The sequence below is a fragment of the Paenibacillus sp. MBLB1832 genome (assembly GCF_032271945.1).
GTDB lineage: Bacteria > Bacillota > Bacilli > Paenibacillales > NBRC-103111 > Paenibacillus_E > Paenibacillus_E roseopurpureus.
This window is the reverse complement of the sequence record NZ_CP130319.1, coordinates 1,112,501-1,132,500: the sequence shown is the minus strand read 5'-3', so window position 1 is coordinate 1,132,500 and position 20,000 is coordinate 1,112,501. Positions and strand designations below refer to the sequence as shown.

20 protein-coding genes, 8 tRNA genes and 2 rRNA genes (2 of these 30 running past the window's edge) are annotated in these 20,000 nt (G+C 47.0%); 3 read left to right on the top strand and 27 right to left on the bottom strand.

The features are described from left to right. Window positions 1–197: the 5' end (the start) of a nucleotidyltransferase-like protein gene (locus tag MJB10_RS05100; RefSeq protein WP_314802306.1), read on the bottom strand. 673 nt of this gene lie to the left of the window's left edge; 197 of the gene's 870 nt are visible here — the first part of the coding sequence; the start codon lies at window positions 195–197; its stop codon lies off the left edge, out of view. A 124-nt stretch (window positions 198–321) separates the two neighbouring features. Here MJB10_RS05100 and MJB10_RS05095 point away from each other — a divergent pair, with 124 nt between their 5' ends. Beyond that, a complete protein-coding gene (locus MJB10_RS05095) occupies window positions 322–681 on the top strand; it encodes a DUF2614 family zinc ribbon-containing protein (RefSeq protein WP_314802304.1) in 360 nt (119 codons plus the stop codon). 46 nt (window positions 682–727) lie between these two features. Here MJB10_RS05095 and MJB10_RS05090 read toward each other — a convergent pair whose 3' ends face one another. From MJB10_RS05090 to tkt, 13 genes are all read right to left on the bottom strand, one after another. Further along, entirely contained in the window at window positions 728–2,419 is a 1,692-nt protein-coding gene (locus MJB10_RS05090; protein ID WP_314802303.1) for a glycosyl hydrolase family 18 protein, read from the bottom strand. Window positions 2,420–2,535: 116 nt separating this feature from the next. After that, window positions 2,536–2,970: a peroxide-responsive transcriptional repressor PerR gene (gene perR, locus MJB10_RS05085; RefSeq protein WP_314802301.1), complete on the bottom strand. Its 435-nt coding sequence runs from the start codon at window positions 2,968–2,970 to the stop codon at window positions 2,536–2,538. Window positions 2,971–3,069: 99 nt separating this feature from the next. Further along, a complete protein-coding gene (locus MJB10_RS05080; RefSeq protein WP_314802300.1) occupies window positions 3,070–3,654 on the bottom strand; it encodes a hypothetical protein in 585 nt (194 codons plus the stop codon). 26 nt (window positions 3,655–3,680) lie between these two features. After that, the gene (locus MJB10_RS05075; RefSeq protein ID WP_314802299.1) at window positions 3,681–3,992 is read right to left on the bottom strand and encodes a hypothetical protein; all 312 of its coding nucleotides are present in this window, start codon (window positions 3,990–3,992) and stop codon (window positions 3,681–3,683) included. Continuing rightward, on the bottom strand, window positions 3,943–4,545 hold the full coding sequence (locus MJB10_RS05070) for an RNA polymerase sigma factor (RefSeq protein WP_314802298.1): 603 nt from the start codon (window positions 4,543–4,545) through the stop codon (window positions 3,943–3,945). The genes MJB10_RS05075 and MJB10_RS05070 overlap by 50 nt, the downstream gene beginning before the upstream one ends. A gap of 67 nt (window positions 4,546–4,612) precedes the next feature. Beyond that, complete coding sequence (locus MJB10_RS05065) at window positions 4,613–5,317, bottom strand: MgtC/SapB family protein (protein ID WP_314802296.1); 705 nt, start codon at window positions 5,315–5,317, stop codon at window positions 4,613–4,615. Window positions 5,318–5,335: 18 nt separating this feature from the next. Next, complete coding sequence (locus MJB10_RS05060; RefSeq protein ID WP_314802294.1) at window positions 5,336–5,884, bottom strand: GNAT family N-acetyltransferase; 549 nt, start codon at window positions 5,882–5,884, stop codon at window positions 5,336–5,338. Window positions 5,885–5,893: 9 nt separating this feature from the next. Further along, window positions 5,894–7,342: an Asp-tRNA(Asn)/Glu-tRNA(Gln) amidotransferase subunit GatB gene (gene gatB / locus MJB10_RS05055; protein ID WP_314802292.1), complete on the bottom strand. Its 1,449-nt coding sequence runs from the start codon at window positions 7,340–7,342 to the stop codon at window positions 5,894–5,896. Window positions 7,343–7,377: 35 nt separating this feature from the next. Then, entirely contained in the window at window positions 7,378–8,835 is a 1,458-nt protein-coding gene (gene gatA / locus MJB10_RS05050) for an Asp-tRNA(Asn)/Glu-tRNA(Gln) amidotransferase subunit GatA (RefSeq protein ID WP_314802290.1), read from the bottom strand. Between the two features lie 26 nt (window positions 8,836–8,861). Beyond that, on the bottom strand, window positions 8,862–9,149 hold the full coding sequence (gatC, locus tag MJB10_RS05045) for an Asp-tRNA(Asn)/Glu-tRNA(Gln) amidotransferase subunit GatC (RefSeq protein ID WP_314802288.1): 288 nt from the start codon (window positions 9,147–9,149) through the stop codon (window positions 8,862–8,864). A gap of 153 nt (window positions 9,150–9,302) precedes the next feature. Then, the gene (locus MJB10_RS05040) at window positions 9,303–9,683 is read right to left on the bottom strand and encodes an ATPase (protein ID WP_314802286.1); all 381 of its coding nucleotides are present in this window, start codon (window positions 9,681–9,683) and stop codon (window positions 9,303–9,305) included. A gap of 164 nt (window positions 9,684–9,847) precedes the next feature. Beyond that, window positions 9,848–10,504, bottom strand: a complete 657-nt coding sequence (fsa, locus tag MJB10_RS05035) for a fructose-6-phosphate aldolase (RefSeq protein ID WP_314802284.1) — start codon at window positions 10,502–10,504, stop codon at window positions 9,848–9,850. Window positions 10,505–10,541: 37 nt separating this feature from the next. Continuing rightward, on the bottom strand, window positions 10,542–12,569 hold the full coding sequence (gene tkt / locus MJB10_RS05030) for a transketolase (RefSeq protein ID WP_314802282.1): 2,028 nt from the start codon (window positions 12,567–12,569) through the stop codon (window positions 10,542–10,544). Between the two features lie 115 nt (window positions 12,570–12,684). On the opposite strand from tkt, the gene MJB10_RS05025 reads away from it, so the two are divergent. After that, window positions 12,685–13,569, top strand: coding sequence for a LysR family transcriptional regulator (locus tag MJB10_RS05025; RefSeq protein WP_314802280.1), 885 nt, complete (start codon window positions 12,685–12,687; stop codon window positions 13,567–13,569). Window positions 13,570–13,625: 56 nt separating this feature from the next. Here MJB10_RS05025 and MJB10_RS05020 read toward each other — a convergent pair whose 3' ends face one another. From MJB10_RS05020 to MJB10_RS05010, 3 genes are read right to left on the bottom strand one after another with little or no spacing between them, the layout of a single operon-like run. After that, window positions 13,626–14,639, bottom strand: a complete 1,014-nt coding sequence (locus MJB10_RS05020) for a zinc-binding alcohol dehydrogenase family protein (RefSeq protein ID WP_314802278.1) — start codon at window positions 14,637–14,639, stop codon at window positions 13,626–13,628. Window positions 14,640–14,673: 34 nt separating this feature from the next. After that, window positions 14,674–15,618: an aldo/keto reductase gene (locus MJB10_RS05015; RefSeq protein WP_314802276.1), complete on the bottom strand. Its 945-nt coding sequence runs from the start codon at window positions 15,616–15,618 to the stop codon at window positions 14,674–14,676. Then, complete coding sequence (locus MJB10_RS05010) at window positions 15,615–16,445, bottom strand: amidohydrolase family protein (protein WP_314802273.1); 831 nt, start codon at window positions 16,443–16,445, stop codon at window positions 15,615–15,617. The genes MJB10_RS05015 and MJB10_RS05010 overlap by 4 nt, the downstream gene beginning before the upstream one ends. Before the next feature lie 145 nt (window positions 16,446–16,590). Between MJB10_RS05010 and MJB10_RS05005 the strand changes: the two genes are divergently transcribed. Further along, on the top strand, window positions 16,591–17,457 hold the full coding sequence (locus tag MJB10_RS05005; protein ID WP_314802271.1) for an AraC family transcriptional regulator: 867 nt from the start codon (window positions 16,591–16,593) through the stop codon (window positions 17,455–17,457). Window positions 17,458–17,504: 47 nt separating this feature from the next. Here the strand turns inward: MJB10_RS05005 and MJB10_RS05000 are convergent. The 10 genes from MJB10_RS05000 to MJB10_RS04955 all read right to left on the bottom strand — a co-directional run. Then, window positions 17,505–17,583 (bottom strand) — tRNA-Leu (locus MJB10_RS05000). 6 nt (window positions 17,584–17,589) lie between these two features. Continuing rightward, window positions 17,590–17,669: transfer RNA gene (locus MJB10_RS04995), tRNA-Leu, on the bottom strand. 54 nt (window positions 17,670–17,723) lie between these two features. Further along, window positions 17,724–17,796: transfer RNA gene (locus MJB10_RS04990), tRNA-His, on the bottom strand. A 33-nt stretch (window positions 17,797–17,829) separates the two neighbouring features. Next, window positions 17,830–17,905 (bottom strand) — tRNA-Thr (locus MJB10_RS04985). A gap of 16 nt (window positions 17,906–17,921) precedes the next feature. After that, window positions 17,922–17,997 (bottom strand) — tRNA-Phe (locus MJB10_RS04980). An 80-nt stretch (window positions 17,998–18,077) separates the two neighbouring features. Beyond that, window positions 18,078–18,154: transfer RNA gene (locus tag MJB10_RS04975), tRNA-Asp, on the bottom strand. Between the two features lie 17 nt (window positions 18,155–18,171). After that, window positions 18,172–18,247: transfer RNA gene (locus MJB10_RS04970), tRNA-Val, on the bottom strand. 13 nt (window positions 18,248–18,260) lie between these two features. Beyond that, window positions 18,261–18,335, bottom strand: a tRNA-Glu gene (locus tag MJB10_RS04965). 46 nt (window positions 18,336–18,381) lie between these two features. Further along, window positions 18,382–18,498: ribosomal RNA gene (gene rrf, locus MJB10_RS04960) — 5S ribosomal RNA — on the bottom strand. Window positions 18,499–18,604: 106 nt separating this feature from the next. Further along, window positions 18,605–20,000: ribosomal RNA gene (locus MJB10_RS04955) — 23S ribosomal RNA — on the bottom strand; it runs 1,520 nt beyond the window's last position.

Genomic DNA, 20,000 nt, shown 5'->3' with positions numbered 1-20,000 from the left:
TCTTGTATCCGCGAATCGTCTCTTATATAATTAATGGTATGATTGTTCAGACCAAGGTCATTGGTTACGATAAGCAGTAGTGTATCAAAACCATCTGTCAGTGAGGGAAGTTGCTTAGGATTGTCTACCGCCATGACACTTATGATTCTAGCGTCATCCCGGAACTTAAGCAAAAGCTGCTCTTTATTTATTCCCATGGGTTTCCAAAGCTCCTGTCTCCAATTGTTTATTACTTATTTCTACAAGGGCGAAAAGGTTTCCTGCTGAATTCTGTGACAATTCATACAAAACATTAGGTTTAGGACTGAGGAGGAACAAGTAGTGCGATTTAAATCAAGTAAAGTCAATGAATTCCGCTTGTGGGGGCTCGCTATGACCATGGGTGGAATGCTGCTTATGATTATAGGGCTTGCTGGAATCGTTTTTGACTGGGGACAAGCAGGGCGGATTATTGCGGTTATTTTCATGGCCATTGGCATGATCAGCGTATTGGTCAGCATGGGGATTTACTTCTGGGCTGGCATGCTGTCGACTTCAGCAACGGTCATCGATTGTCCTGAGTGCGGAAGAAGAACAAAAATGCTAGGTAAAACCGACCGCTGCATGTTCTGCAAGACGATTCTTACTATAGATCCACAATATGAGCCAGTTGGTGAAAATGAACCAAAAACGCTTTCCTGACGAAAAAAAGCCGAACCCTGCACACGGGGCTCGGCTTTCTTGTTATTTACTTAGGCAATCCATCTTTCACTACTTGCCATACGTTCGACTCCTCAAAGCCTCTTCTCCACGAGGCAATGCCGGCTAGATTGTATTTTTCAACCAAAGCTAGACGAGCCTTTATTGACACCTCATCTTCCATCCAAATTCGAATGAGCTTATCTCCTTCTTTATATTCAATATAATTTTGGCCTGTTTCAGGTAAAAAAGTAGGAGTTAATTTTTTCTCCTTAATGATTGCTTGCGTGCCTGCCATTGTTAACGTTTTGGATGTTGCAGTTAGCTTGCTGTTTTTGGTTTCTTCTGTCCATTGACGCGTATAGAACGGCACACCAAGGACAAGCTTAGATGGCGGGATTTTATCAGTTGTCAGCAGCGCCGCAACAGACCTCTCTGTCCATGGGATTGAAGAAACAGAACCCGACTTGGGACTGGTAGCCCAATACTCGTCGTAGGCCATCAACATCATGTAGTCGACAACCTCAGCCAAAGCTGGACGATCATAAAACATCGACCACATCTCATTACTTGATTTCGGAGTTACATCGATGGAAACGGATAATCCCTGCGCATGCATAAATGGGGTCATTTCACGGACAAATTGAACCAGGTTTTCTTTATCTTTAAGATAGACATTTTCAAAATCAATATTAATGCCTTGCAGCTTATACGTCTGTGCAAAACCAAGTAATTGCTTGATCATTTTCATACGCAAATCATAGGTGGCCAGTACGCGGGATGTTCGATCCGCATCGAAACCATTACTAAACAGAGCCCATACTTGGTAATTGTGATCATGTGCCCATTTGACATAAGCGGCATCCGCTCCGTTACTTATTCGCCCTTCTTTGTCCGCTACAGAGAACCACGTCGGGCTAACCACTTGCAAACCAGGCATCTCACCGATTTTGGATGTATCCGGATTTTTCGTAATCACGTGCTCCCACGTCATGTTGAGCTTTCCCGTAATTGGTTTCCAAGGAACGTAAGTGGACGCCTGTGTTTGAAGTGAGATGGTTTCATTATGATCTTCTGCGATCTCTTTCTTATGGATGTATCCAATCGGACCGCTCTCTCGTTGAACCTTATACCAATCGCCCTCGCTGCCGATCAACATTATTTGTTCATTTGGAGCAATCTCCGATACAATTGGCGCTTTGATGGTGGTTTCCGTTCGTAATGCCGCTTCTTTGCTCCCTGTATATTTCCCCCAATGAATAACTTCACCTTGCTTAAAAAGTAGAATGGCACCCGTTGTAGATGATTCTCTAATCTCGAACGGAATCAATTGTTTCAAAGGTTCTACCGGAAGGTAGAGACCTTCCTCTTTCTTTTCAACAGGAAAAGATAACGAAATCGGCTTCTCATTCATGAGGGCGGAAAGTTCGGTTGTCTTCATGCGCAACACATTGTCTTTGGTCGTGACAATGACAGAGTCACTGCTTTTCTCATATATGATGGTCGGATCGATCCACTGTTGAAGGAGCTCTAGTGGAAGCTTAAGACCTTCTTTCTCACCGATTGCACTTGTTTGGAAGTACTGCCCCTCATAAAACACGGGTTTGCTTAGCTCGTGATAATCAGGTTCCACATGTTCACGATTAGGTGCCAACTGTTGAACAAGATAGGCAGCGGCTCCCGCGGCAAACATGCCTAGACCCAGCGTTGTGATCAGAATGAATTTTCTAGTTGAATTCAATGCTTCACTTCCTTAAGTGCGAATATGAAAAAAAACGTGCCCGCTCTTTGCAAGAAAGAGTTGAACACGTTTCATTATACAACACGATTTCACCGTTTGAGGAGTTTTGCCCAAAGTTAATGTTTGGTTGTTACCGAGCAATCAGGACATACGCCATAAATTTCTAAACGATATCCCCCAACTTGAAAACCTGTCTGTCTAGCTGCCGTTGATTCAATATCAGAAAGCGGAGGATATTCAAAATCTGAAATTTTCCCGCAAACCTCGCAAACCGCATGGTAATGGTCTGTCATATCGGCATCAAACCGACTCGAGTTATCCCCATAGGTTAATTCTCGCACAAGTCCTGATTCAATGAACACTTTAAGATTATTATAAACAGTCGCTACGCTCATGTTAGGAAATTTCGATTCAAGAGATTTATAAATGTCATCCGCAGTCGGATGAGTCATAGAATCCAACAAATAAGAAAGAATCGCATACCGCTGGGGCGTCATCCGAACTCCTGTTGTTTTCAATTTCGCTAACGCTTGTTCTAAATGTGCTGCCATGGTACTCACCACCTGATGTTAGTCATTAAAACCTTACACTATATTGTACGTGTGTTGTTTGACTTTTGTCAATGATGGTTATGCAGTTACACCGTCAAGTTACTTGTTTTTTCGGGAATCCAACAGGAACATCGCAACTCCCGCAAGAACAAGAATGCAAGAGCCTACGAATGAACCCATTAAATGAAACAGTGCTGAGAACCAACTCGGCTTATTGCTAAGCATGAAGATGAGTCCGCCAGCGATAATCAAGATTACGCCAACGTTCGTCCCTTTCATCAGTTTCTGAAGTGGATCGTTCAGTTCCATGTCTTCTGCTGGAATGGCGAATGCGCCAAGCTCCAAGCGTCTGTTCACATGATCGGTTAACTGTAAGGCGTCAAACAGGTTATAGCAATAAATGACTGGTATAAATAAGGCAAAGAGTGTCACGATCGGCACACTCGCCTCTCGATTGTCTACTAATGCTGTAATTGAAAAAATATCAAAGATTAGGAGCATCATGATAAACAACCCTCGCTGCATAAGACCCAAGTAGAAATGTCCCGCTCCTGGAAGGATACATGAAAGCACACCAGCAGCCCACTTTTTCTTTTTGGAAATGGGATAGTAAGGTGCATAAGAGGGGAAAGACGGGTTTGACGCATAATCTGGCATTTGCATTTGTTCGTTGTGATTGTTCAAGGATATGTCCTCCCTTTTAATTGAGATTATAGGTATTGAGATAAATTCTGGATATAGCCTGTTAACTCTGAGATTCCTGCGGAAATATGCATGATTCTACCAATCAAACCTGTTTGGATGAAAAGCACGGTTGCGGCTATGGCGATGGCACCGTTCATCCATCCTCTATTTATACTAGGTTGCGTATTTACGATTAAGCTGCTAACTGCTTTATCTTCCTGCAGGGAATGCATAATCCGATCCGTCAAGCCCGGACTAGGCTCGCTAAGCGGCATTTCTTCCATGAGCTTATTCAGGTATTGCGTGAGCTGCATGTCTGCTTGGCGCTTCAATGTCATGCCTATTCACCTCCAGCCATTTTTGCTTCAACATCGCTTTGCCACGGTAAAGTCTGGTTTCTAATGTCTTGATCGGGATACCCGTAATTTCACTCATCTCGCTATACGAAAGTTGTTTGAAATGGTAGAGTATCATAATCATCCGATACTTGTCTGGCAATTCCGACAGCAACTCTTGCATGTGAGCCTGCTCATCTCTTCTAATGGCTACTTGTTCAGGCTCATCGCGTGTGTCGGTAAACCAACTTTTCATTTTGTCCAAAAGCGCTTCATAAGGTCTGCGTCTTTGGGCTCGTCTGTAATCTGTCACCAGATTCGTCGTCATCCGATACAACCATGTTGTCAACTTGGCATCACCACGAAAATGACTCAGGGATCGAAACAGTTTCACAAACACTTCTTGGGTTAAGTCTTCTGCCGTTTCCTTGTGACCCACCATGCGATATACCAACGTATAAATATACGTCTTGTGACGCTCGACGACCACGCGATAGGCTTCCGTATGACCCTGACGGATCTGTTCTATTAATTGTTCATCCGTCATGTTGTCCATGAAACCCCTCCCCCTTCTCCATGCGTCCAAAAACTTAGACGACCTGATCGGAATAACCCCTTCAAATTTAATTGTGATTTTCTAAAGCCACCCCGATAACCCCTTGAATTTGATTCGTTTCCTCGAGAACAAATCCCATGACAGATGGTTTAGGAATGGTAACATGGAACGTAATTTGTACGTGATTGGGCTTATTGCCATCTTCCAGCTCTTCCAGTTTGATCTGTTTAATATCCACTTTCCGTTTACCTAAAATTGTCGTTATCAAGCCTAATGTGCCTGGCTGATCGAGCGCTTGTATTTTCAAAATGCGGACCTTTTTTCCGCTAAAATATTTATGTTCCACTTTATTAAGGATCCATAAGGAGAGCAAGACCATGAAGCAAACCAATACAGCAGGATAGTAGAATCCTGCACCAATTGCGAGCCCGATCCCCGCCACAACCCACAGCGATGCTGCAGTTGTAAGCCCTGTTATCGATCTGCCGTTGAACATGATCGTTCCTGCGCCCAAGAAGCCGATTCCACTTATAACCTGAGCCGCTAAACGAGAGGGATCAATCCGCACATTCGTCTCATTCACAAATGCACCAAAGCCGTAGATGGAAAGCAACATAACCAGGGCAGAGCCCACGCAAACCAAAATATGCGTACGAAGTCCTGCTGCATGAGAGCTCACTTCCCTCTCGAACCCGATTAGGCCGCCAAGCAAGAGCGCAAGTACGAGCCTTATTGAAATGTGAAGCTGATCAATTACCCACGGATTGTCCATCGAATCGCTCCCTTACGCTTATTTGAAGGCATCGGCTGGTCGTTCAAAGGTTGTCAAACTCACACCAGGAGGAATTGTAAAAACACGTCTTATTTGAAAGCCAAACTGTTCATATAAACACACCGCAGGTGTATTCGCTGAACCAGTAGAAACGATAAATCTTGTGGCGCCTAAGCCCTCTTGCTCTTTAAGTATATGCTGTAGCAGCGTTCTAGCAATCCCTCTTCGAAAAAAATGAGGATGAACCATCATTCGGCATATAGTCACTACTGTACCTTCTCGCTCAAATGAAATGGCCCCCGCAAGCGTCTTCTTGTCAGGCTCCATATCCTCCACATAAAACCCATAGAAGGTTTCTTGGGATTCACGAATAGAGAGTATGCCGTCTTTCAATGGCGGAATATTATCAAAACCTATAAGCTCCGCCTCCACGCGGTAAGAAGCCATTTGAAGGGAGAGCAAGATAAGAATTTCATCGTTCGTCTGAAGTTGAAGCTGCTGAATGGACAGTGGAATCACTCCTGCATTGAAATTAAAAAAAGTGGTGTCCTTATTCAGGATCACCACCGCATTTTATCATTTACTATTAAGGCACTCCACAATTAATTTATTGACGAGGCCTGGATTGGCTTTACCTTTGGTTTCTTTCATCACTTGCCCGACCAGGAAGCCAACAGCTTTCTCTTTACCCGCTTTAAAATCAGCCACAGACTGCGGGCTATTCGCCACTACTTGCTCTACGACGGCTTTGATCGCGCCTTCGTCGCTGATTTGCACTAAGCCTTGCTCTTCAACGATCGTTTGCGGTTCTTTGCCCGTTTCGAGCATCTCTTTAAAGACGGTTTTGGCAATTTTGTTGGAAATGGTGCCCTTTTCGATCAAGCCGATCATTTCGCCAAGGGCTTTACCTGTAATTTTCACATCAGTAAACTCCAAGGAATTCGCATTGAGATAGCCAAGCAAATCTCCCATAATCCAGTTGGACACCGCTTTGGCATCTTGCGTATATTGCAAGCTCTGTTCAAAGAAATCCGCTAGCTTCATGGAAGCTGTAATTACGTCTGCATCATAGCTTGGCAGTCCGTAATCACGGCTGTATCTCGCTTTACGTGCATCTGGCAACTCTGGAATGGAAGATCTGACACGATCTTTCCATGCATCATCGATATGAAGACTGACTAGATCCGGATCCGGGAAATAACGATAATCGTGGGCATCTTCCTTGCCGCGCATCGCTAAGGTTTTGCCTTGGGTGTCATCCCAACGGCGCGTTTCTTGAATGACTTCTTCCCCGCTTCTAAGGATTTCAGCTTGACGGTACTCTTCATATTCAAGACCTCGTTGAACACCGCGGAAAGAGTTCATATTCTTCAACTCAGCGCGCGTTCCGAATTTCTCCTGACCGAAAGGTCGCAGAGAAATGTTCGCATCACAGCGCAGTGAGCCTTCTTCCATTTTGACATCGGACACATCGCAATAAATCATAATCGCTCTTAGCTTCTCTAGATACGCACGCGCTTCTTCAGGCGAACGAAGATCTGGCTCCGAAACAATTTCAATAAGAGGCGTCCCCGCACGATTCAAATCCACTAAGGATGCATATCCTCCATCAACATGCGTTAATTTCCCTGCATCTTCTTCTAAGTGAACCCGGGTTACACCAATACGTTTGGTTACACCGTTCACTTCAATATCAATCCAGCCATGCTCACCGATCGGTTGATCGTATTGCGAGGTTTGGTAGGCATCTGGTGAGTCTGGGTAAAAATAGTTTTTACGATCGAACTTGCTGTTCGTTGCGATTGTACAATTCAGCGCCATCGCCGCTTTCATCGCATACTCTACCGCTTGGCGGTTGAGGACTGGCAATACGCCTGGATGTCCCAAACAAACGGGACACGTATTCGAATTCGGAGGTGCTCCGAATGAAGTTGCACAAGAGCAGAATATTTTGGAAGCGGTATGAAGCTCCACGTGAACTTCTAAACCGACTACGGTTTCAAATTGAGTTTCTGTTGCCGACAAAGTGACTGCCTCCTTCGTTACGCTTAAACTATGACTTACAATTGCGGACGTTGCTTGTGATGATCGGTATGCTGCTCGAAGGCATGGGCTACACGCAGTACTGTAGCTTCATCCAAAGCTTTGCCGATAATTTGCAAGCCGACTGGGAGATCATTGACGAAACCACAAGGCACACTAATCGCAGGAATACCTGCTAAGCTGACTGGAATTGTCATGATGTCATTCAAATACATGGTGAGCGGGTCGCTGCTTTGCTCGCCGATTTTGAAAGCAGTCGTCGGCGCCGTCGGCCCGATGATGATATCGTATTTATCAAATACTTGATCGAAGTCTTGCTTAATCAAGGTACGAACTTGCTGTGCTTTCAAGTAATACGCATCGTAATAACCTGAGCTTAACGCATACGTACCTAACATGATCCGACGTTTCACTTCAGGACCGAAGCCCTCGCTGCGTGAAAGATTGTACAAATCCAATAAATTGCGTGCATTATCTGAACGAACACCATAACGGATGCCGTCGAAACGAGCTAAGTTGGAAGACGCTTCGGAAGAAGCTAGCAAGTAATACGTAGCTACGGCATATTTGGAATGTGGCAGGGAGACTTCTTCCCATACAGCGCCTAGTCCTTCAAGCACCTTAAGTGCTTCGAGGATTTTCGCTTTAACCGCAGGGTCGATGCCTTTGCCCATGTATTCCTTCGGAACACCGATGCGCAATCCTTTGACATCGCCAGTTAATGCGTTTAGGTAGTTCGCAATGTCAACGTTAGCCGAAGTGGAGTCTTTCGGATCGTAGCCTGCGATCGCTTGCATCACATAAGCAGCGTCTTCTACGTTCTTCGTCAGTGGACCGATCTGGTCCAGCGAGGAAGCGAAGGCGACCAAACCATAGCGGGAAACAAGCCCGTATGTCGGCTTCAGGCCGACGATACCGCAGTATGCTGCTGGTTGGCGAATCGAGCCGCCTGTGTCGGAGCCCAGCGAGAAATACACTTCGCCAGCAGCTACTGCTGCGGCAGATCCGCCGCTGGAGCCGCCTGGTACATAATCCGTGTTCCACGGATTGTGAGTTGGATGATACGCGGAGTTCTCGTTGGATCCGCCCATCGCGAACTCATCCATGTTGAGCTTGCCAATGGTCACAGCTTGCGCAGCCTTCAGCTTGCTTACAACCGTTGCATCATAGATCGGGATATGATTGGATAAAAACTTGCTGGCACATGTTGTCTTTAATCCCTCAGTGACCATATTATCTTTGATCCCGACAGGCAGGCCGAATAAATCGCCGCTCACGGAACCGTTCGAAAGCTGCTCGTCCAATTGAGCTGCAGTTTGTCTAGCATTTTCTTCATTTAGGGTAAGGAAAGCACGAACTTTGTTCTCGACTTGCCCAATTCTTGTATAGGATTGATCCACCAGATCCGAAACCTTAATCTCTTTCCCTTGAAGTTTCGCGTGGATTTGTTGTAGGTTTAAATCAAACAAAGACAACGACAGGCACTCCCTTCATCTCTTTCTTATTCTAAAATAGCAGGAACTTTGAACTGCCCATCCTCATGATCTGGCGCGTTCAGCATCACTTTCTCAATTGGCAATGACGGCTTGACGACATCCTCGCGCATGACGTTTACGAATGGCATCGCATGGCTAGTCGGCGGAACGCCTTCCGTATTTAATTGATTCAACTGCTCGGCATATTTCAAAATGGCATTAAGCTGATCTGTAAATAAATCTTTCTCGGTATCCGTAAGATCAAGTCTAGCCAGCTTGGCGACATGATCGACATCTTTCTTCGTTATACTCACGAAATCTACACCCCTTGTTTCAGCGTTTAGTCATTCTTTTCATTATATCCCAGATAATTAGTGAACTCAATCCAGAATAAGGAATGCCTGCTAAACATGCGAAAATGCACAAAAAAGCGACAGTGTCCATTCACCGTCGCTTCACTTAACCTATTAAATCCAAGCTTTCAGCCCGATTTGTTTAATAAAATCTTCGCGAGACTGTACTTCCTTGTCCTTTTCTTTCTCTGGCTCCACGCTCGGCTCGCCTGTCATAATTCTGCGAAACAGCGCCTCATTCTTAGTCGCTAGCGCATAATCAATCAAGGCTTCCTTCTCCACTTGCTCCGCTTCTTGCTGAAGAAGAACCTCTTCCAATTCGATGTCCGATGCCGTCACATAATAGTGTTTATTCTCTTTCGGGACACGCACCACATAGTCGAAAATGTTATCGTTATTGCGGTCATACGCTATAATAAATCCATATCCGCCAATCGGTAAATTCTGTTCCAAACGATCAGCAATGAAAATAATTTTCTCACCAAGTCGAAGCATCTACATGTCCCCCTACCTCTGTCTATCTCATCTATGATCTCTAATTCTATGAAAATCTTTCTACTTTCTATCGTACTAAAAAAATAAGTATGTGTCCAACTGAGAGCATCATCGCCAGCAAGATAACGAAAAAAAGACCCGCCTAATCGGCGGGTCTTCGGGGTTTAGAATTTTGCTTGATTCGCGCCTTCCCAATCAGCCAAGAACTTCTCAATGCCCGCATCTGTCAGCGGATGCTTGCTCATGGACTCAATGACCTTATAAGGCACAGTTGCAATATGTGAGCCTGCTAGCGCTGCTTCAATAACGTGCGCAGAGTGGCGTACGCTGGCTGCGATGATTTCAGATTGGATGCCGTGTACTTGAAAAATTTGGGAGATCTCTTTAATCAAATTCATACCGATTTGGTTAATATCATCTAAGCGCCCGATAAATGGAGAAACGAATGTCGCTCCTGCGCGTGCTGCAAGCAAAGCTTGCGTTGAGCTGAAGATCAACGTCACATTCGTAGGAATACTCAGTGATCTGAACACGCTAGTCGCTTTCAGGCCATCCAATGTCATCGGCAGCTTAATAACGATATTCGGGCTTAATTCCGCGAGTTTCTTGCCTTGCTCTACCATTTCATCAGCCTTCAAGGAAACAACCTCTGCACTGATCGGTACATCGCCAACAATAGAAATAATTTCTTTAACAGTTTCAAAAAAGTCTCTGCCTTCTTTGGCAATTAGAGACGGGTTCGTCGTTACACCTGCAACAACGCCTAGCGCGTGAGCTTTACGAATTTCTTCTACATTGGCTGTGTCGATAAACAATTTCATCCTGTATCCCTACCTTTTCCCCCGTACTGGGCGCATATTATTGGAAATACTTCTGTTTGATTTGTTGAACGATTGCTTCTGCTGTAAAGCCATATTCACGAATAACTCGGTCTGCCTTCGCTGATGCTCCGAATTTGCGGATTCCGACCACGAAGCCTTCGCTTCCTGTCAGCTCTTCCCAACCAGCAGGGTATGCCATTTCGATCACAACATTTTTCCCTACGTTAGGCAAAACAATCGCATTTCGCACATCCTCAGGCTGCGCCTCGAACAATTCACGGCTTGGCATCGAGATGACGCGAGCTCCTATTCCATCTTGTACCAAGAGCTTCTTCACGTCAAGTGCTAAGCTAACTTCAGATCCCGTTGCGATAAGCTGAACGACAGGAGCCTCTCCAGCTTCAACATCTGAAAGGACATACGCCCCTTGATGAATGTGGTCAAAAGCGAGCGTATCCGTGCCTGGCAGCACTGGCAGGTTCTGACGGGACAGTGCGAATACAAATGGGCCTTCTTTCGCTTGAAGCGCAAACTCCCAAGCGGCTGCTGTTTCGTTCGCATCCGCAGGACGGAACAACGTCAGATCTGGGATCATCCGCAGGGATGGAATCTGTTCAATCGGCTGATGCGTCGGTCCATCTTCGCCGACAGCAATACTATCGTGCGTGAAGACATACGCCACAGGCACTTTCATCAGCGCGGAGAGACGAATCGCACCGCGAAGATAATCACTAAACACGAGGAACGTGCCGCCGAATGCGCGCAGTCCGCCGTGAAGCAGCATACCGTTCAGTGCTGCGCCCATGGCGAATTCACGGACGCCGAACCAGAAGTTGCGGCCGCTGTAATCCCCTGCGCTAAAAGCCGCAGCATCGCTGATCATGGTGAAGTTGGAGCTCGCTAGGTCGGCAGATCCCCCGACTAGATGAGGCACACGCTTCGCCAAGACGTTGATCACTTTGCCTGATGCAGTGCGCGTCGAAATCGCGCCGCTCTCAGGGGTGTAGCGTGGCACATCGGCGTTCCAGTCCGCTGGCAATTCACCTTTGTTCGAGAGCTCGAATTGCTTTGCGAGCTCAGGGTATGCCGCTTGATAGCCGATCCACAGCTGCTCCCAGGCTGCTTCTGTTTGCGCGCCCGCTTGCTGATGCTGGGCGAAATGGGTGTACACCTCAGCCGGGACGTAGAAGTCCGGCTCTAGGGGCCATCCGAGCGCTTGCTTCGTGAGAAGCAGCTCCTCTTTGCCCAGCGGCGAGCCGTGCGTGCCGCCGTGGCCGCCTTTGCCGGCTTTGTTCGGCGAGCCGAAGCCGATGGTCGTCTTGATCTCAATCAGCGTCGGGCGATTGAGATCGGCTTTGCCCTCTGCGATGGCCGCAGCGATGGCATCCACGTTGTTTTGCTCTTCCACGCGCAGGTATTGCCAACCGTAAGATTCGAAGCGCATTTTCACATTCTCAGAGAATGACATGTTCAAGTCGCCATCGAGTGAAATATCATTTGAATCGTAAAGTACTACAAGTTTGCCTAGTTTTAGATGACCAGCTAGGGAAGCAGCTTCGGAAGAAATACCCTCCATCAAATCGCCGTCACCGCAAATCGCATACGTGAAGTGATCTACGACCGGGAAATTCGGCTTGTTATACACGGAAGCCTGATGCGCTTCAGCCATCGCCATTCCCACTGCCATCGCCACACCTTGGCCCAGCGGTCCTGTCGTTGCTTCAACACCGACCGTATGACCATACTCAGGGTGTCCCGGTGTACGGCTTCCCCATTGACGGAATTCCTTAATATCGTCCAAGCTTACGCCATAGCCGCTTAAGTGAAGCAAGCTGTATAGCAGCATTGAGCCATGACCCGCTGATAAGACAAAACGATCCCGATCCGCCCATGCAGGATTAACAGGATTATGTTTCAAATGACGTGTCCACAGTGCATATGCCATCGGCGCCGCGCCCATTGGCATCCCTGGATGACCCATGGCAGCTTTCTCTACAGCATCAATTGTAAGCGTTCTAATTGCATTAATACTTAATTCTTCTATGCCCACCTTTGTTCCATTCACAACAGATTGCCTCCATTCAAATTGGTTGTATTTCCAGACATCTAACTTTATTATAAGAGGTGTCCGCACATTCAAATAATTGATAGTTTCGATACTCGATATAGAAGGTGTCTATATGGTTAATTTTGAGTTATACAAAGTTTTCTACCTAACTGCCAAGTCAGGCAGCTTGTCCAAGGCAGCCAAAGAGCTGTATATTACACAGCCAAGTGTATCTCACTCCATTAAATTGTTGGAGGAGTCCCTAGGACTGCCTTTATTTGCTCGAACATCCAAAGGTGTTGATCTTACCACAGAAGGCGCCATCCTGTACTCCTACATTGAACAAGCCTATAATTTCATTTCCCTTGCGGAAGAAAAATTGAGTGCACTGCTTAATTTCTCCAGCGGCGAAATCAAAATCGGCGGCAGCGACTCCTTATGCAAGCACTATCTTTTGCCATTCTTGGAGTCGTTCCATGTCCAATATCCGCAGGTCCAAATTAATTTAGTTCACGGGACGACACCTGAGATTGTGAAGCATCTAAAAGAAGGCAAAATCGACATCGGTATTGTCAGAACGCCTATCCATGACGAGCAACTGCACGTTAGAGAAGGCATTACGATTCAAGATTGCTTCGTTACAGGGCCTAAATACAAGGAGTTATCACTTGGAAAAGTGCCACTTGAGCAACTGCTAGCGTATCCGATCATTTTATTTTCGAGCAACAGCTCATCACGGAAATTTATCACTCGTTTGTTTAGTGATCATGGCTTATTACTTGAGCCTGAGATCGAGTTAGGAAGTGTCGATTTGCTTATTGAGTTTGCCAAAATTGGCTTCGGGGTTTCCTTTGTTACGAAGGAATTCGTTGCAAAAGAACTAGAGGAGGGCAGTCTGTTTGAGGTTCAGCTTGAGGCTGCAATCCCTTCGACCAAGATTGGAATTATCACGTTGAAAAATATGCCGCTATCGACGGCTGCAGCTGCTTTCGTGGCGAAGCTGGAGAATCCATCGTAAACAGGGGGAGCGCAAAAACACATCTCGTATTAGACGAGACGTGTCGGCGTTTGCTTTTACAAACAAACCATCGCTTTAATCACTTTAGATTCCGGTTTCAACCAGGTTTCGAATTGTCCTACCATTTCATCGAACGCTGCACGGTGGGTAATGTAGCTATCGATGTTAATACGTCCTTCCTGAAAGGCGCTGCGCACAGTATCGAAATCTTCCATGGTCGCATTCCGGCTGCCCATTAGGGTCATTTCCCTTTTGTGAAAATCTGGATCATGGAAAGCGATATCCGCCTTAACCAATCCAACGTAAACGAGCTTGCCGCCATGAGCGACAAGACTGAATGCATCCGTCATCGATCTCACGTTACCTGTTGCGTCGTAGACGATGGTGGGGAACTCGCCATTCGTTAATTCTGATAGCTTATCTTTGGGCTGCTCTAGCGCATTGACGGTATGATCAACGCCTGCCCAATCCTTGCAAAACGCTAGCCGCTCCTCGTTGATATCCATCGCGATGACGGTTGCACCTTGTCTTTTGGCCAGCACCATTACCCCAAGTCCAATTGGACCTGATCCAATGACAAGAACAGTTTCACCAGCTCGCAGCTCCGATCTACGTACCGCGTGAGCACCAATACTGAACGGTTCCAACATAGCCGCTTGATCCAGCGTAAGCCCATTACTTTTTATCAAATGACTCACTGGCAAAGATATTCTCTCTACCATGCCCCCATCGATATGCACACCAAGTACTTTCATGTCGATGCAGCAATTCGTTTTCCCGTTGCGACAAGCAATACAGTGACCACAGTGCATATACGGCACAACGCTGACGAGATCACCAATTGCAAGATCAGACACACCCTCACCTAATTCCTCTACATAGCCAGCCAGCTCATGCCCTAGAATTCGCGGGTAACTGAAAAAGGGCTGATTCCCTTTATACGCATGTAAATCCGTTCCGCATATACCGATCCGCTGAATACGAATGAGTGCTTCACCTACACCTACGGTGGGTTGCTCCATCTCGACATAGGCCAACCGATCGATCTGTTCACAGACGATAGCTTTCATTTCTATACACCTTCCCCTTTGGCTGCTTTCAAAATTAATAATACGTCTTCTCGTTGTATTCAGGTCTTCCGCTCACCCATGAACGATTGTGGATGGGCTTCAAGATGTCCAGCACCTCTAGTAAGAGTTCCATATCCATCGGCTCTTCTGTCCATGCAATATTTTTGGAAATATTAGCGGGATTGGCTGTGCTGACCAGTGTTGTTGGGATCCGCTCATTCGCCGTCGCAAACTGTACAGCCAGCTTCGCAACATCCGTACCATTCTTTGCACAATGCTCCGCAGCTTGCTTGCATAGCTGTTGGATTTCGATAGGAGCAGGATGCCAACTCGCGGCAGGTCTCGTGCTGAGCATTCCCATCGCTAGCGGAGAAGCATTCACCAGTCCGACTTGGTGTTTATCAAGCAGAGGCAGAGTGTCTAGCAATGACGTATCGTTCAGTGCATAGTGGCAATACGATAGGACAGAATCCACTTCTTTGTGAGCCAGCGTTTTTTCAAAGACTGACAAGGGCAGGCCCGAGACTCCAAAGAAACGGATTTTGCCAGTTTGTTTTAAGTCATCAAGCGCGGGAAAGGCTTCCTCGAGAATGACGTGAAAGGGAGCAAATTCAATATCATGCAGATACAGAATATCTATGTAATCGGTTTGCAGCCGCATCAAACTCTCGTCCACACTTTGAATGATCCGCTCTTTGGAAAAATCAAACTCGGCATCGCCGTATCGTCCAGCTTTGGTCGATAGGATGAATCGAGTCCGATCGAGCTGCGAAATCGCATTACCAAGCACCGTCTCAGCTTTGGTAAGTCCATAATACGGCGACACATCAATAAGGTTAATCCCTTGATCAATGGCTGTATGAACCGTACGAATGCTCTCTTCCTCGTTCGTTTCACGAAAAACGGATCCAAGGGACGAAGCACCAAAACTAAGCACCGAGACATCTAGCCCTGTTTTTCCTAGTGTCCGATATTTCATAACTTGTAGAACTCCTTTGCATTGAGTCCGAATAATCGAGATTTGTCTTCTTCCGTCCAATGAGATGGCAAAGCTTGTGTCACAATATCTACAACGTCCTCGTACTCACCAGCTAGTAAGCACACTGGCCAATCGCTGCCGAACATTACCCTTTTGCTCCCGAAAATCGTTAGAATGTGCTGAATATATTTGGTGAAATCCTCAGCTTTCCACTCCGTATGATGGGCCTCCGTCACCATGCCTGATATCTTACAGTAGATATTCGGATGCTGAGCAATCGCTGTCATTTGGCTGCTCCATGGCTCAATTACTCCTGCGGCAATCTGTGGCTTCGCGATGTGATCAATCACGGCACGCAGACCTGGAACTTGTTCAAGAAGCTCGACAACAGGTTCCAATTGATGAGCAACGACTAGGAGATCTACGGGGACATTCTCTTCCGCGAAATAACGCAATGCCTCAACAAAATGCGGCTGAAGGATCGCCCTGGCATCTGGCATTTCCTGAATCATGACACGAAAGCCTACATATTTCGGATGCTGCTTACACTTTTTATAATGAAGTAGAAAATTAGGATCGTCTAAATCCAGCCACCCCACAACTCCAGCTATCGTATCAGATGTCTCGCTGAGTGCAAGTAAATATGCTGTTTCTTCTAATGTTTCCGCAGCTTGTACGACGATTGTCTTGTTAATGTCGAATTGTTCTAGATGGGGCTGTAAATCGCTCGGTAGGAAATCTCGATACAACACAGACAGTTCAGGTGTGATCCACCCATAATCTCCCCGATCCATTTTCCAATAATGTTGATGAGCATCGATACGCATGGCCACTATACCTCTTTCTTTACCTAAGATGAGATCGCTTACTTTTATTGTAGCATCATTATTACGATATGAAATAACGGTATCTAGCATATTTATACGGTATTTTGATATTATGAATGTAGTGATTTCTGAAGGAGTGATACTCGTGGTGGAACTGATACGCAAAATTTTTGATGACCATGACCTCTTCCCCTTCTCCCTCGCCTACAAAAGCACAAAAAGCTCGCAAAGCGAGCTGCCTGACCATTTCCATGATTGGTATGAAATTGTATTTGTGTACCGCGGGAGCGGAACTTTTTTTGTCGACCATACGTTTTATGACATGAAGCAGGGGGATCTGTTTCTTATTCCTGGCAACACCATTCACCGTGCAACACCCGACAAAGAGACGCCTGTGACGTCTTCTGCCATCTACTTCTCACCTGCTATGCTGCAGGCTGCGCAGTTCGGCGACGGTTTTTCCTACTTGCAAAGCTTTGAGCAAGCCTCGGCGCTTCGCGGCTATAAGCTTGCGACACTTCCACATCATGCTCAGCAACTTGCCCAAATCTTTGAGTCCATTCAGTATGAGCTCTTACACGCGATTCCAGGATACCGCCAAGCCATCTACCTCCATTTACTCCAACTTCTGTTGTATGTACAACGGGACGTTGCTGCTACAGAGGCGAGAACCCCTCACGTTGATACGTTGGTCGTTCCCCAATGGATGAGGGAGATTTTGCTCTATATGGATCAACATTATTGTGAAAATATAAGCCTTACGACGCTCTCAAAACGAGCGGCGGTTTCACCCGCCCATTTCAGCAGAGCCTTTAAACAGCTGATTGGTATGAATTTTACCGCGTACATCCTAACCAAACGTATCATTCGCGCCAAACAGTTGCTTCAAGAGAGTGACGCTAGTGTACAAACTATCGCCGAAATGTGCGGCTTCGAGAGCTTGCCTCATTTTCATGCTATGTTTAAAAGAATGCTGGGCCTGACACCTGCGGCTGTTCGCAAATCTGTCTAAAACAAAAACACCTTACTAAGTAAGGTGTTTTTGTTTACTGCTTTAGATACCGGCGAGAGGACTCGAACCTCCACTCGTTAGAACTCGATTTTGAGTCGAGCGCGTCTGCCATTCCGCCACGCCGGCTTATTATGCGCGTAGAGGGACTTGAACCCCCACGGTCACCCGCCAGATCCTAAGTCTGGTGCGTCTGCCAATTCCGCCATACGCGCATGTTGATCTTCTCTGGAGTTGCTAGGCGAACCTGACTCCATGTGGTATTAATGGGCGGACGACGGGACTTGAACCCGCGAATGCCGGATCCACAAACCGGTGCGTTAACCCCTTCGCCACGACCGCCATAATCTTGTACCTACTATACCATATAAAATATGGTGCCGTCGAGAGGACTTGAACCCCCAACCTACTGATTACAAGTCAGTTGCTCTACCAGTTGAGCTACAACGGCTTATCTAGTTTAGAAATGGTGGCTTTGGACGGAATCGAACCGCCGACACGAGGATTTTCAGTCCTCTGCTCTACCGACTGAGCTACAAAGCCAAATTAAGTATTTAGGTATGTGGTTCCCGAAAAGTAATAGGAATTCGCTACAAAGCTTATCTTCACTTTTAGGGGTAAGGTGGCGGAGCTGACGGGATTCGAACCCGCGGTCTCCTGCGTGACAGGCAGGCATGTTAGGCCACTACACCACAGCTCCATGCTAAAAAAGATATATGGTGAACGATGACGGGATCGAACCGCCGACCCCTACCCTGTCAAGGTAGTGCTCTCCCAGCTGAGCTAATCGTTCAACTTATGAAAAATGGTGACCCGTAGGGGACTCGAACCCCTGTTACCTCCGTGAAAGGGAGGTGTCTTAACCACTTGACCAACGGGCCATGAAAGCAGAGGGACTTTTGAGTTCATCAAAAGATCCCTATATTTGTTTGGCAACGTTCTACTCTCCCAGAACCCTGCGGTTCAAGTACCATCGACGCTGGAAGGCTTAACGGTCGTGTTCGAGATGGGAACGCGTGGATCCCTTCCGCCATCATCACCAAACAGTCAAAGCGTGATTTGCGCCTTGAAAACTAGATACGAAACTGAAGTAAAGTATGCTACTTAGGAAAGCTGAGAGACTTTTAGCTTCGCTAAAAGATCCCTATATTAGGTTAAGCCCTCGACCGATTAGTATTCGTCAGCTGCATACGTTACCGCACTTCCACCTCGAACCTATCAACCTCGTCGTCTACAAGGGGTCTTACATACTGGGAAATCTCATCTTGAGGGGGGCTTCGCGCTTAGATGCTTTCAGCGCTTATCCCCTCCGTACATAGCTACCCAGCGATGCCTCTGGCGAGACAACTGGTACACCAGCGGTACGTCCATCCCGGTCCTCTCGTACTAAGGACAGCTCCTCTCAAATTTCCTACGCCCGCGACAGATAGGGACCGAACTGTCTCACGACGTTCTGAACCCAGCTCGCGTACCGCTTTAATGGGCGAACAGCCCAACCCTTGGGACCTACTTCAGCCCCAGGATGCGATGAGCCGACATCGAGGTGCCAAACCTCCCCGTCGATGTGGACTCTTGGGGGAGATAAGCCTGTTATCCCCAGGGTAGCTTTTATCCGTTGAGCGATGGCCCTTCCATTCGGTACCACCGGATCACTAAGTCCGACTTTCGTCCCTGCTCGACTTGTAGGTCTCGCAGTCAAGCTCCCTTATGCCTTTGCACTCTGCGAATGATTTCCAACCATTCTGAGGGAACCTTTAAACGCCTCCGTTACATTTTAGGAGGCGACCGCCCCAGTCAAACTGCCCACCTGACACTGTCCCCATACCGGTTTACGGTACCAGGTTAGAACTCCGATACGATCAGGGTGGTATCCCAACGGCGCCTCCACCCAAGCTGGCGCTCAGGCTTCAAAGGCTCCCACCTATCCTGTACAGATCGTACCAAAGTCCAATATCAAGCTGCAGTAAAGCTCCATGGGGTCTTTCCGTCTTGTCGCGGGTAACCTGCATCTTCACAGGTATTAAAATTTCACCGGATCTCTCGTTGAGACAGCGCCCAAGTCGTTACGCCATTCGTGCGGGTCAGAATTTACCTGACAAGGAATTTCGCTACCTTAGGACCGTTATAGTTACGGCCGCCGTTTACTGGGGCTTCAATTCATAGCTTCGGGTTGCCCCTAACCACTCCTCTTAACCTTCCAGCACCGGGCAGGCGTCAGCCCGTATACTTCGCCTTGCGGCTTCGCACAGACCTGTGTTTTTGCTAAACAGTCGCTTGGGCCTTTTCACTGCGGCCCCCTCGGGCTATTCACCCTACCGAGGCACCCCTTCTCCCGAAGTTACGGGGTCATTTTGCCGAGTTCCTTAACGAGAGTTCTTCCGCGCGCCTTAGAATTCTCTTCTCACCCACCTGTGTCGGTTTGCGGTACGGGCACCTTCGCCTGGCTAGAAGCTTTTCTTGGCAGTTTGAAATCATGACCTTCGGTACTTAAGTTTCCCTCCCCATCACAGCCCAGCCTTACGGTTAGCGGATTTGCCTACTAACCA